We start from the raw sequence: 12792 nt of genomic DNA, 5'->3' as shown, positions 1-12792 counted from the left end.
GTATGTTATGTCATGCTCACAGGTGCGAACATGAAACGTGCAGACAATGTCGCTGACGCTGCGGGCAAACCCGCCGGCGATCTCTGTACCCAGGAAATGCCCAGACGCTTACGGAGACCCCGCGTTTTTGGCGCGGGGTTCTCGGTCAGCGTTCCCTAATATTGGACCGACAGAGAGTCGATCGGAGCAGCTTTCGGTGGGGCAAACTTCGTCAGGTCGATGCCTTCGACGGCTGCCTTGTACTCTTGCGCGCTCGGCGTGCGGCCAAGGATCGCCGAAAGCACCACGACCGGTGTCGAGGCCAGCAGCGATTCACCCTTCTTCTCGGCGGTGTCTTCCACGACGCGCCCCTGGAACAGGCGTGTCGAGGTCGCCAGAACGGTATCGCCCTTCTCCGCCTTCTCCTGGTTGCCCATACACAGGTTGCAGCCGGGCCGCTCCAGATAGAGGATGTTCTCGTATTCGGTCCGGTTCGTTGTCTTCGGTTTCAGATCGTCGAATTCGAAGCCCGAATACTTCTGCAGGATTTCCCAATCCCCTTCGGCCTTCAACTCGTCGATGATGTTGTAAGTCGGGGCCGCGACAACCAGCGGCGCCTTGAACTCGACCTTGCCCTCGGCCTTCTCGATGTTCTTCAGCATCTGGGCCACGATCTTCATGTCGCCCTTGTGCACCATGCACGAGCCCACGAAGCCGAGGTCCACCTTCTTGGTGCCGCCGTAATACGAAACGGGGCGGATCGTGTCGTGGGTGTAGCGCCTGGACACGTCGGCATTGTTCACATCGGGATCGGCGATCATCGGCTCATCGATGACGTCCAGGTCGACGACGACCTCGGCAAAGTATTTTGCATTGTCGTCGGGCTTCAGAGCCGGCTTTTCGCCCGAGCGGATTTCGGCGATGCGCGCATCGGCCTTGGCGATCAGGCCCTTCAGCGTGCCCACGGCATTGTCCATGCCCTTGTCGATCATGATCTGGATGCGTGACTTGGCGATTTCCAGCGACTCGATCAGGGTCTCGTCCTCAGAGATACAGATCGATGCCTTGGCCTTCATCTCGGCCGTCCAGTCGGTGAACGTGAAGGCCTGATCGGCGAGCAGTGTGCCGATATGGACTTCAATGATCCGGCCCTGGAAGACGTTGTCGCCGTGCTGGCTGAGCATCTGCGCCTGGGTGGCATGGACCACGTCGCGGAAATCCATGTGCGGCTGCATCGTGCCCTTGAAGGTCACCTTGACCGATTGCGGGATCGGCATGGTCGCTTCGCCAGTGGCCAGCGCCAGTGCCACGGTGCCGGAGTCGGCGCCGAAGGCAACGCCCTTGGACATGCGGGTGTGGCTGTCGCCGCCGATGATGATCGCCCAGTCGTCCACGGTGATGTCGTTCAACACCTTGTGGATCACGTCCGTCATCGAATGATAGACGCCCTTGGGGTCGCGCGCGGTGATCACGCCGAAATTGTTCATGAAGGACATGAGTTTCGGAATGTTCGCCTGCGCCTTCTTGTCCCAGACGGACGCCGTGTGGCAGCCCGACTGATAGGCACCGTCGACGAGCGGCGAGATGACGGTGGCCGCCATCGCCTCGAGCTCCTGCGCGGTCATCAGGCCGGTGGTGTCCTGGGAGCCGACGATGTTCACCTTCACGCGCACGTCCGAGCCGGCATGCAGAATCTTGCCCGGGGTCACACCGACCGCGTTGCGATTGAAGATCTTTTCGACCGCGGTCAGGCCCTGGCCCGCGACCGAGATCTCCTTGTTCGGCGCGAAGACCGGGGTTGCCTCGACGCCGAGCGTCTGGGCCGCAAACGTCTGGAGCTTCTTGCCGAAGACGATGGCGTAGGAGCTGCCCGCCTTCATGAACTCCATCTTCTGGGGCGTGAAGGCGCTAGCGACATCGACCAGTTCATTGCCGCTCTCATCGCGCAGCTTCTTGCTCTTGACGTCGATCTTCAGCACCGTGCCGGTCTCGACCGAGTACTGCTGTTCGAGGATCGGGTTGCCTTCGTTGTTGAGGATCGGCTTGCCGTCGTCGCCGGTCTTCTTGGCCCAGTTCTTCAGGTTGATGCCGATGCCGCCGGTCACGTCGACCGTCGTCGCGAAGATCGGCGAGATGCCGTTGGTGCCTGCGACGACAGGGGCGAAGTTGACGAAGGGCACATAGGGGCTGGCCTGCTTGCCGGTCCACAGCGCCACGTTGTTCACGCCGGACATTCGCGACGAGCCCACGCCCATCGTGCCCTTCTCTGCGATCATCATCACGCGCTTGTCGGGATGCTGCTTCTGCAGCGCAACGATTTCCTGCTGCGCTTCAGGCGTGATCATGCACTGGCCGTGCAGTTCGCGGTCCGAGCGCGAATGCGCCTGGTTGCCGGGCGACAGTAGGTCGGTCGAGATATCGCCTTCGGCAGCGATAAATGTCACGAGCTTGATCTCGTCCTCGACATCCGGGAGCTTGGTGAAGAATTCGGCCTTGGCATAGCTTTCGAGAACGCCTTTCGCGACCGCGTTGCCCGCCTTGAAGGCGTCGCGCAGCCGGAACATGTCGGCGTCATAAAGGAACACCTGGGTCTTCAGCACCTCGCCGGCCTGCCCGGCAATCACGGCATCGTCGCCGAGCGCGATGTCAAGGAGCACTTCGACCGATGGCCCCCCTTTCATGTGCGACAGCAGTTCAAGGGCAAAGGTGGGTGTGATCTCGGGGACGATTGCGTCGCCCAGGATAATCTGCTTCAGGAAAGCCGCCTTGACGCCCGCGGCGCTCGTGGTGCCGGGCAGCGTATTGTAGATGAAGAATTTAAGGGCATCCGCCCGATGCTCACTACCGGAATCCCTGATCAGGGCAATATTTTCAGCGGTGAGCCTGCCGTCGTCGATCGGCTTGGGAGCGAGCCCCTGGGTTTCTCTGCTTTTGATTTCAGCCACGTAATCCAGGTAAAGGTTCATCGCAATCCCAACGTCAGAGCTTTGTCGCGCTGAAACGCAGCGCGGGCCGAACCGTACCGTCGATCGGCCTCGTTTCCTATTGGTCTCGAGTATTTCAACCAAGGCCGGCTGACAAGATACCGCATTTCAGTAAAAAAGTGGTATTTCGTATTCAGGTTTGGCCGGTTAAAGTTGGTCGAGTGCATGTGGGTCACCAGCGATTGCGGCCGAACCCTATCCTGACAGCCATCGCGCGGCTGCCATTTCAATGACCAACACACTGGCCGGAAGTTACGGCTTCCGGCTTGTTAAGACGAATGCCGCTCGGTGGCGAGCTGTTCAGCAAAACCACATCCCGCGCTACATTGCCGCCATGTCATCCAGGAGGTTCTGCGCCAGTTCGCTGATTGCCACTTCCGCCTCTTCCAACGACCATCCTGCCGCTTCGGCGCGTTTTGCCAGTCCCAACAGCATTGGCGGAAGTTTGCCGCCGGCTGTCTCCACTATGTTGTCTGGCGCCAGCCCCTTGGCAAGTTCAAGAAAGGCCGGCTCGATAGCTTCCTGGCAGCCGATATCCCGGTCGGGGTAAGGTCCGGTACTGCGAGGCCTGTTCAATTTCAACATTCTGTATCCACGAGATTGCAGCCGCCCATATGGCGCTTTTCACCTTTGATCATTTCGGCATTTGCGCAGGTGTGCAGGGCTCCGATCGATCGGAGCCCTGTATAGCAGGGGGCGAAGGCTCCCCTGTTACATCATGCCGCCCATGCCACCCATGTCAGGCATGCCGCCGCCGGCAGCATCCTTCTTGGGAAGGTCGGCAATCATGGCTTCGGTCGTGACCAGCAGGCCGGCCACCGAGGCGGCGTTCTGGAGAGCGGTGCGCACGACCTTTACGGGATCGACGATGCCCATGGCGATCATGTCGCCATATTCGGACGTCTGGGCATTGTAGCCGAAGTTGTCGGTGTTGCTTTCCAGAATGCGTCCGACGACAAGCGAGCCCTCATCGCCGGCATTTTCGGCGATCTGGCGGACCAGCGCCTGCAGAGCCTTGCGAATGATGGCAATGCCGGCATTCTGGTCGTCATTCTCGCCCTTGATGTCGAGAACGATCGAGGCGCGCAGCAGCGCAGTGCCGCCGCCGGGCACGATGCCTTCTTCGACGGCGGCGCGTGTTGCGTTGAGCGCGTCGTCGATGCGGTCCTTCTTTTCCTTCACTTCGACTTCCGTCGAGCCGCCGACACGGATCACGGCAACACCGCCGGAAAGCTTGGCAAGACGTTCCTGCAGCTTTTCCTTGTCGTAGTCGGAGGTCGTTTCCTCGATCTGCGCCCTGATCTGAACGACGCGGCCTTCAATATCGGCCTTGGCGCCGGCACCGTCGACGACGGTGGTGTTTTCCTTGGTGATCGAGACCTTTTTCGCGCGGCCGAGCATGTCAAGCGTGACGTTCTCCAGCTTGATGCCGAGATCCTCGGAAACGACGGTGCCGCCGGTCAGGACGGCAAGATCCTCCAGCATGGCCTTGCGGCGATCACCGAAGCCAGGAGCCTTGACGGCCGCGATCTTGAGACCGCCACGCAGCTTGTTGACGACCAGCGTCGCAAGCGCTTCGCCTTCGACGTCTTCGGATATGATCAGCAGCGGCCTTCCGGTCTGCACGACGGCTTCGAGGATCGGCAGCATGGCCTGGAGGTTCGAAAGCTTCTTCTCGTGCAGCAGCACATAGGCATCTTCCAGCTCAGCCACCATCTTCTCGGCATTGGTGACGAAATAGGGGCTGAGATAGCCGCGGTCGAACTGCATGCCTTCGACGACTTCGAGTTCGGTTTCGGCGGTCTTGGCTTCCTCGACGGTGATGACACCCTCGTTGCCGACCTTCTGCATCGCTTCGGCGATGTATTGGCCGATTTCCTTCTCGCCATTGGCCGAAATCGTGCCGACCTGGGCAATTTCTTCGGACGTGTTGATCTTCTTGGCCTTGGCCAGCAGATCCTTGACGACGGCGGTGACGGCGAGGTCGATGCCCCGCTTCAGGTCCATCGGGTTCATCCCCGCGGCAACGGCCTTGCCGCCTTCGCGAACGATGGCCTGCGCGAGAACGGTTGCCGTCGTCGTGCCGTCACCAGCGATGTCGTTGGTCTTCGACGCGACCTCGCGGACCATCTGTGCGCCCATGTTTTCGAACTTGTCTTCCAGTTCGATTTCCTTGGCAACGGTAACGCCATCCTTGGTGATGCGTGGCGCGCCATAGGATTTATCGATCACCACGTTGCGGCCCTTGGGACCAAGCGTGACCTTGACGGCGTCAGCGAGAATATCGACGCCACGCAGCAGCTTTTCGCGCGCGTCGCGACCGAATTTGATTTGTTTAGCAGACATGGAAAAACTCCCGGGCTGATCGCCCACTGGTCTTCATGAAAAGAAAGGAAAGAAGCGGCTGGCGATCAGGCGATAACGCCCATGACGTCGGCTTCCTTCATGATCAACAGGTCTTCACCGTTGAACTTGATCTCGGTGCCCGACCATTTGCCGAACAGGATGCGGTCGCCCGCCTTGACATCGAGGGGCACGATCCTGCCGCTCTCATCACGCGCGCCAGCGCCGACGGCGACGATTTCGCCTTCCTGCGGCTTCTCTTTGGCCGTGTCAGGAATGATGATGCCGCCCTTGGTTTTGGCTTCAGCCTCGATACGACGCACGACGACGCGGTCGTGCAACGGCCGGAAAACGGTATTTGTCATTTTGGGGTTCCTTGGCGAGAACGCGGCCCGATGGCCGATCCCGATAGGCACTCTTAGCACTCATGCGTGGAGAGTGCTAGCGGAGTTTCTTTTTTGTGCTGGCGAGTGGCCTCCGCACTCGCAGGTAACATAACACAGCGCATGACAGCCAACGGGCCGCGAATCCTGCTAATTCTTGCCAAGATCCCGCACTGCCTCCATACCGGCGCGATGACGCTCGATTCGAAAATATTCGTTGGCCTCCGGTCTACTCGCAAAAAATCTTCTCCGCACGCCAACCCCGCCGGCCCGAAATGCCAATGGGACTGTTGCGAAAAGATTGGCGCGCACCGCGCGCCCGTGGGGCGAGATGCCGAGGGCCTGTATCTGCTGTTCTGTCTTGAGCATGTGAAGGAGTACAACAAGGGGTACAATTTCACGGCAGATCTTTCCCACGCGGACGTCGCGCGCTACCAGAGAGAAGCGACAACCCGTGCTCGACCGACATGGGGTACCGCAGTCGACCAGGCAACCGAAATCCCAATGCCGTCCACCACCCGTTCGGGTTCGGCAAAGGCATTGAATGCCCGCAAGACAGCTGCACAACGCCAGGCGCAAAAAGCCGATCTCCAGAAACGAAAGCTCAAGGTCCTCGAAGCAAGGGCTTTCGAGACCCTGGGACTCTCACCGGATGCGACGCCTGCGGAAATCAAGAGCCGCTATAAGGAAAGGCTCAAAATGCTCCATCCCGACACCAACCAGGGCGACCGCCTCTCCGAGGACGAGCTTCGCGCATCGATCGAAGCGCACAAGATCCTTAAACTGAACGGTTTTTGTTGAGAGGTAGCGGCAGAGGCCGGAATGACGCGGGCGGCGATTGGCCAATCATCTGGACCGTCGGCCCTTACGAGGCACTAGCCCCGGTTCAGGCTTGCCACGGGTCGAATATGATCACGCCCATACTCTCGAAATCTTTGACATTTCGGGTCGCCACTATCAGGCCATGACACAACGCCGTGGCCGCGATGAGAGCGTCAGCCTCATTGCGGCGGTCTGGGACATGCAGGTGGGCACAGCGCGTAGCGACCGCGTCATCGATTGGCAGAACCCGCTCGACAAATTCGGGGCGAACCCGGCTATCCATCCACGCCCGCAAACGCGAACTTTGCGCAGCGTCGCGACGCTGAATGCCCAATATCCCGCGCTCAAGTTCCAAGATTGTTATGGCTGAAATGAACAGGTCGCGGGAATCTCGCGCGCCAACCCAGGCCGTCACATTCGCATCGGCTTTGCCATCACCTACTTTGCGCAACTCCGAGACAACATTCGTATCCAGCAAATATCTCAAGACAGATCGACCTCGCGAGGGGAAATTGCGGCTCGAGGTGGATCGAAATCGATGGCTGATAAACCGGGCATTGAAAGGGCATCGACAAGATTGCGACGCTTGCCGGTCAGGCGCTCAAACTCGCTGTAGGTCATGAGCACATGCGACGGCCTACCGCGATCGGTGATAACGACAGGCCCATTCTCGGCAGCCTTCTTTGCCCTGCTGACGTCGTGATTCAGCTCACGGCTTGTCAAACGGATCGTACCCATGATCTGCCTCCATGTAGGAACATACCTACATATAGCGCCTGGCAGGTCGTAAAACAATGCCGAGGGCAGCTGGTGCACCTGGGTGGCGAAGGCAGAGCGTGTGCCCGGCCGTGAACGGGAAGGCCGCCGCCCCGCCGGGAGCCCGGCGCGGGGCGAGCAGCATCAGAACTTGAACTTCGTCGAAATGCTGAAACTGCGCGGTTCGCCGTAGAAGCCGGTATCGAAATTCCCGAGGCCGGCAAAATACTTCTCGTCGAAGAGGTTCTTGACGTTGAAGGTCACGTCGACCTTTTCGTTGAACCGGTATTTCGCCATCAGGTCGACCAGCAGCACGTTCTTCTGCGTGATGTTCTGGTAGACATTCGCGGGGCTCCAGACATAGGCGTGGATCTCGTCCTGCCAGCGCAGGCCGCCGCCGATCGTCAGGTTCTCCCATTCGGCGGGCAGCGTATAGCTCGTGTAGAGCTTCACGACATTGTCCGGTGCGCTCGTCTGGATGAAGGAATAGACGTGGTCGCCATTCTGCTTGCGGGCGCGGGCATGGGTGTAGCCGGCATAGATATTCCAGTCCGGCAGGATTTCGCCCGAGGCTTCAAGCTCGAAGCCCTTTGTCGTCACGCCCTGCACGGCCCGGTAGTAGTTTCCGCCGCGGATCGGGTCATATCCGGCAACTTCCGCCAGATTGTCCTGCTTGGTCATGAACACGGCAGCGCTGGCATTCAGCGCGCCATCGAAGAAGCTGCCCTTGACGCCGGCCTCATAGCTCGTGCCCTCTTCCGGCGCGAGATAGGCGCCGGTCACGTCCTGGTTGCCCTGCGGCTTGAAGATGCCGGTATAGCTCGCATAGACGGAATAGGCATCGGTGAAGTCGTAGACGATGCCGGCATAGGGCGTCAGCTTGCCCTTGGCGGAATAGGCGCCTGCCCCGGTCCACGCATCGGTTGCAATGTCATAAGTTCCCTGGTCCTTGAAATCCCACCAGCTGATGCGGCTGCCGAGAATGACGGACAGGTCGTCCGTCGCCTTCAGGCGGGCGGCCGCATAGGCGCCGTACTGGGTCAGCGAATCCTCGTAGCGCCCTGCAAGGTCGAAGTCCGGCTCCGCCGTCTTCCCGTCCCACAGGAAGAAATTCGGCACGGACGGATCGTAACCGACGCCGCCATAGCCATACCACGGGCCCTTGTCCGTGCGCCGGGATGCGGTGGCGCCGAACATCAGGTCGTGTTCGCGGCCGAACAGTTCGAACGGACCCGACACCTTGGCATCGATCGTGTCCTGCACGACCCGGCCCGAATATTTGCCGACATATTGCGAGACACCCGCCCCCGTAAAGGGATCGGGAAAACCGCCACCGGCGGAGCCGAGAACGCTGTCATGGCCGTTGCGGCGGTGGTTGTAGGTCACGTCCGCCTTCCAGCCATTGTCGAATTCATGGTCGAGCGTGACGAAGACATTGTTCGTGAAAGTATCGCGCCTGCTCCATGTCGTCGCCGGGTTGGTGGAAATGTCCCAGTCGGTGCGGGTTCCGTCGGAAAAGAACATCGGCAGGCCCGTCCAGGTCGAGCCGCGCGGGCGGTTCTGCTGGTAGTCGGCACCGAGCGACAACGTCGTGCTGTCGCCAATATCGGCCTCCAGCACGCCATAGAGCGTGAAGGACTTCTTCTCGTAATGGTCGAGATAGGACTCCCCGTCTTCGAAGGAGCCGGAAAAACGCCCGCGAACGGAGCCGTCGTCATTGAGCGGGCCGGAGACGTCGAGTTCGCTGCGATAGGTGTTCCACGATCCAAGCGTGCCGGTCACCGAGCCCTGGAATGTATCGGTCGGGCGCTTGCGCACGAGATTGACCGCAGCGCCGGGGTTGCCGGCACCCATCAGCAGACCATTGGCGCCCTTCACCACTTCGACATGGTCATAGATGGTCATGTCGGCATTGCTCAGGCCGAAATCGTAGACGCCATCCGTCTCGACGGCTACGCCGTCATACTGGAACTCGGTGATCGCGAAGCCGCGCGCGGTATATTCGGTGCGGTCGCTGTCATATTGCTGCGTGGTCATGCCGGTTGCCGATTCCAGCGCATCGCGCAGCGAGGTGCTGGCCTGATCCTCCATTCGGGTGCGCGTGACGACCGTCACCGATTGCGGCGTCTCGGCAATCGAGAGCGGCAAGCCGGTCGCGGTCACCATTTCCCGGGTCGTGTAGGAGTTGGTTCCCTCCGTCGTGGAACCCTCCCCCTCGACATTGATCGTCTCCAGTCCGGTCGAGCCATCCGCCAGCGGCTGCGCCTGCGAAGAGGACGACGCCGAAGGATCGAGGATCGTCACCGTATTGCCGCCGGTGAGCCTGTAGCTCAGCCCGGATCCGGACAGGATTGCGGTAAGGCCGCTCTCGACGGAGTGTGAACCGGAAAGGCCGGCACTCGTCTTTCCGCGCACGAGGCCGGCGGGATAGAGGATCTGCAGGTTGGCACGGTTGGCAAAGCGGGAGATCACCTGGCCGAGCGGACCGGCCGGAATGGCGTAGCTGGCGGCGTGAATGCGGGCCTGCTTTGTTTCCTGGCCGAAACCGGGCGTCGCCGCCCCTGCCGCCGCCAAGACAATCGCCATGCAGGCAACCCCGCCACGCAAGCCCCTGCCGGTCTTCGAAATCATGCCCATGCGCCTCAACCTTTACCGTCATTCCCGGGGCGTTCTGCCCCGTCTATCCCGCAAGACGCATGCCGGCGCGCATCTCCTCACCCCAAAAGTGGAATTTTCCTATCAAATTTTTACGGAGCCGCGCGGCGCTTACGCCGGCCGCAGAACGACGAAATAGTCGGTGAGCCTGTAGGCGGAAATCGGCAAGGTGCGGGTGATCGTGTCGAGCACGCCATCCGGATTGGCCATGTCGAAGATGCCGCTGACCCGCAAGGCCTGGAGGCCATCACCATAAATGCGGATCGAGCCGTGTCTGTAGCGGTTCACATCCTCGATCACCTGCCCCAGCGGCTGATCCTCGAAAATCAGCTTGCCATGGCGCCACGCGGCGGCGACCTCCGTATCGATCCGGCCGACCTGCGCTATGCCCCGCTGGCTATAGGACAGGCTTTCGGGCGCGGTCAGCACGATCGTGGACGCATCCGGCGCCACCACCGAAACGATGCTTTCCTCCACGTCGACCGTCACGGATGTCTCGCGCCGATGGACGGAGAACCGCGTGCCGAGCGCCGTGGCCACCCCCTTCGACGCCTCGACGGAGAAGGGGCGTGCCTTGTCCGCGGCAACGTCGAAGAAGGCGCGGCCTTGCAGCAGATGGACCCGCCGGGTGCGCGCGTCGAAACCGACGTCGATGGCGCTGTCGGCATCGAGCGTCACCTGGCTGCCATCGGTAAGACGGATGGTGCGCTGTTCGCCCGTTCCGGTCGAAAAATCGCCGAGGTTGCCCAGATAACCGCCCTGCCAGGCGGCAACGCCGACGAGACTTGCGGCAAGCCCGGCAGCGCTGCCGACGAGAAAGCGGCGCCGGCTCCGGTCGACGGGCTCGATCACCGGGCGCGGAATCGCGTCGAAATCCGTCCACAGCCCTTCGAGCTTGCGATATTCCTGGCGATGCGCGTCGGCCTCCGCCAGCCAGCGGGCATGGGCAAGACGCTCTGCCTGTGTCGTCTCGCCGGATTGCATCCGGACGAACCACGCCATCGCGATCGATCGCGGATCGTTCTCTTCGTTCGCCATCGCGCTCATCCAGCCCGCATGCCCGGTCGATTTTCTCGGCACTCATCTGGAGCAAAGACGTTTCTCACGCAACGGCACCTCACCCCCGTGCTGACGATCCCTGTCATTCGAGGTGCTCCTCGAACCGGTCCCGGCAGGTCGCCAGTGCCTTCATGAGCAGCTTTTCCACCGCACTTCTCGATATGCCGAGCCTTGCGGCAATCTCCTGGTGCCCGAGCCCGTCGAACTTGTGCAGCACGAACGCCTGCTTCTGGCGCGGCGGCAGGTCATCGACGATGCGGGCGAGAAGCGCGAGGCGCTGGCGGTAATCCGCCTGCTCCTCCGGCGAGGGCTCTTCTGCGGGCTGCTCCGTTTCCGGCTCGCCCGAAACGAAACGCGTGCGCACCTTCTGCCGGCGCAGATGGTCGATCGCCGCATTGTCCGCCATGCGGAAGAGATAGGAGCGCGGATTGTCGACGACCGTATCGCCACCCATGCGGCTGATCTTGAGAAAGGTCTCCTGCGCCACGTCATCCGCATCGGACCGGCTGCGCAGCTTGACCGTCAGATACCGCACAAGCTCGTTGTAGCTGTCCACAAAGGTCCGAAAGAGAAACGTGTCTTTCACGAGGCGGTTCTGACGACGACTTGAGGATTGAGACAGGGCCAAGCCCAACGCCGCCTCCAATAGGCGCGAAACCCGGGGCGGTCAATAAATCTGGATTGTAAAAATCCAGATTTAACGCGCCGTGGGACATCCGCAGCCTCGAAGAATGTCTCAACCCAGCGGCCCGCCCAAGATCGCCAAAAGCGCAACAGTCGACACAGTGTGAATTGACTGGAGGCTTTCATTGGATTCGAATCAACGACAGGCATTTCTGGCTTCGAAACCCATGGCGGAATGGGGCCACGCCAGGTTCCATTGAGGGCTTGAGGCGATGGGCGAATACAAACGTTCGTATTCTGCCTTGCATTTGCACGGAACGGCTGCCAATAGCGTCGTGTGGCTTAACAATGTGGGAGAGTCGTATATGCCTTCAAACGAGAAACGTGTTCGACGTTCGGAAAGTAGCATGTCTCCCGCCGGGAATGCAGATGCTATCCTTGATGCCGCTGAAGAATTGTTCGCGCAGAAAGGGTTTTCTGCTGTCTCGATGCGCACCATCGCTGCTGAATCCGGCCAACACCTGGCGTCTGCAAACTATTACTTTGGTTCCAAGGCTGGCCTGTTTGAGCAGGCCTTCCTGCGTAGGATAGTTCCGGTCAATGATCGACGTCTCGAATTGCTCGATCAGAAAACGAAAAAAGGCAAAATCTCTTTACAGGACATAGTCGAGGCATACATTTCCCCTCTTTTCGAGAGTGAAGATTTCGGAAAGCCTGGGGCAAAAGCTCGAATCATCATGTTGTTTTCCAAGCAGGTTCTGTCCAACCCGGATGAACACAAGTACCTGCAAAACTATTACGAGTCGGTTGCTCGGGGATTTATTTCGGCGATACAGCGGAGCTGCGAAGGAATATCCTTGGCGGACGCCATATGGGGATACAATTATATGGTCGGAATCCTCGTCTTCACATTGGCTGGAAAGTCACCCGTGGCGAAGCTGCCGGATGACTTCCTGGCCTCGGTGGACCAGCAGGAAACCGATGAAGTCACGGTTCGTCGTCTAAAAGCGTTTATATGTGCCGGACTTGAAGCACTGAATACCAAGGCAAAGCCCTGACAGGGCTTACGATGACGCGCCCCTGCCCTGCCCCAGTTCCGCGCCGGCAAGCCGGTCGCGGAGTTCCCTCTGGTTATTTAGACTTCCATGAAAAGAGCGATGCTTTTTCATAGAGCCAGTAGTAGTTGT

The 12792-nt window shown here is 60.2% G+C and carries 11 protein-coding genes; 2 read left to right on the top strand and 9 right to left on the bottom strand.

The features are described 5' to 3' along the window. Positions 1-155: 155 nt before the first annotated feature. The 4 genes from AC1RWL_RS31815 to groES form a co-directional block, all read right to left on the bottom strand. Entirely contained in the window at positions 156-2945 is a 2790-nt protein-coding gene (locus AC1RWL_RS31815) for a bifunctional aconitate hydratase 2/2-methylisocitrate dehydratase (protein ID WP_493097482.1), read from the bottom strand. A 339-nt stretch (positions 2946-3284) separates the two neighbouring features. After that, a complete protein-coding gene (locus AC1RWL_RS31810; protein WP_493097483.1) occupies positions 3285-3548 on the bottom strand; it encodes a hypothetical protein in 264 nt (87 codons plus the stop codon). A 126-nt stretch (positions 3549-3674) separates the two neighbouring features. After that, positions 3675-5309, bottom strand: coding sequence for a chaperonin GroEL (gene groL / locus AC1RWL_RS31805; RefSeq protein ID WP_493097484.1), 1635 nt, complete (start codon positions 5307-5309; stop codon positions 3675-3677). Between the two features lie 65 nt (positions 5310-5374). After that, positions 5375-5671: a co-chaperone GroES gene (gene groES / locus AC1RWL_RS31800; protein ID WP_439626987.1), complete on the bottom strand. Its 297-nt coding sequence runs from the start codon at positions 5669-5671 to the stop codon at positions 5375-5377. Positions 5672-5881: 210 nt separating this feature from the next. On the opposite strand from groES, the gene AC1RWL_RS31795 reads away from it, so the two are divergent. Next, entirely contained in the window at positions 5882-6490 is a 609-nt protein-coding gene (locus AC1RWL_RS31795) for a J domain-containing protein (protein WP_493097494.1), read from the top strand. Between the two features lie 85 nt (positions 6491-6575). On the opposite strand, the gene AC1RWL_RS31790 is transcribed toward AC1RWL_RS31795, so the two are convergent. From AC1RWL_RS31790 to AC1RWL_RS31770, 5 genes are all read right to left on the bottom strand, one after another. Further along, positions 6576-6998, bottom strand: a complete 423-nt coding sequence (locus tag AC1RWL_RS31790) for a type II toxin-antitoxin system VapC family toxin (protein ID WP_493097485.1) — start codon at positions 6996-6998, stop codon at positions 6576-6578. Continuing rightward, positions 6995-7249: a type II toxin-antitoxin system Phd/YefM family antitoxin gene (locus AC1RWL_RS31785; protein ID WP_493097486.1), complete on the bottom strand. Its 255-nt coding sequence runs from the start codon at positions 7247-7249 to the stop codon at positions 6995-6997. The genes AC1RWL_RS31790 and AC1RWL_RS31785 overlap by 4 nt, the downstream gene beginning before the upstream one ends. 162 nt (positions 7250-7411) lie before the next feature. Next, the gene (locus tag AC1RWL_RS31780; protein WP_493097487.1) at positions 7412-9853 is read right to left on the bottom strand and encodes a TonB-dependent siderophore receptor; all 2442 of its coding nucleotides are present in this window, start codon (positions 9851-9853) and stop codon (positions 7412-7414) included. Positions 9854-10033: 180 nt separating this feature from the next. Beyond that, positions 10034-10960 (bottom strand): FecR family protein, encoded by a 927-nt coding sequence (locus tag AC1RWL_RS31775; RefSeq protein ID WP_493097488.1) that lies wholly within the window; start codon positions 10958-10960, stop codon positions 10034-10036. 103 nt (positions 10961-11063) lie between these two features. Further along, positions 11064-11537, bottom strand: coding sequence for an RNA polymerase sigma factor (locus tag AC1RWL_RS31770; RefSeq protein ID WP_493158606.1), 474 nt, complete (start codon positions 11535-11537; stop codon positions 11064-11066). A gap of 340 nt (positions 11538-11877) precedes the next feature. Here AC1RWL_RS31770 and AC1RWL_RS31765 point away from each other — a divergent pair, with 340 nt between their 5' ends. Continuing rightward, entirely contained in the window at positions 11878-12663 is a 786-nt protein-coding gene (locus AC1RWL_RS31765; protein WP_493097490.1) for a TetR/AcrR family transcriptional regulator, read from the top strand. Positions 12664-12792 lie beyond the last annotated feature (129 nt).

This window comes from Shinella sp. GW821-FHT10F02, assembly GCF_058809275.1.
Note: the sequence above shows the minus strand (reverse complement) of the source record. Positions and strands in the feature narration are given on the sequence as shown.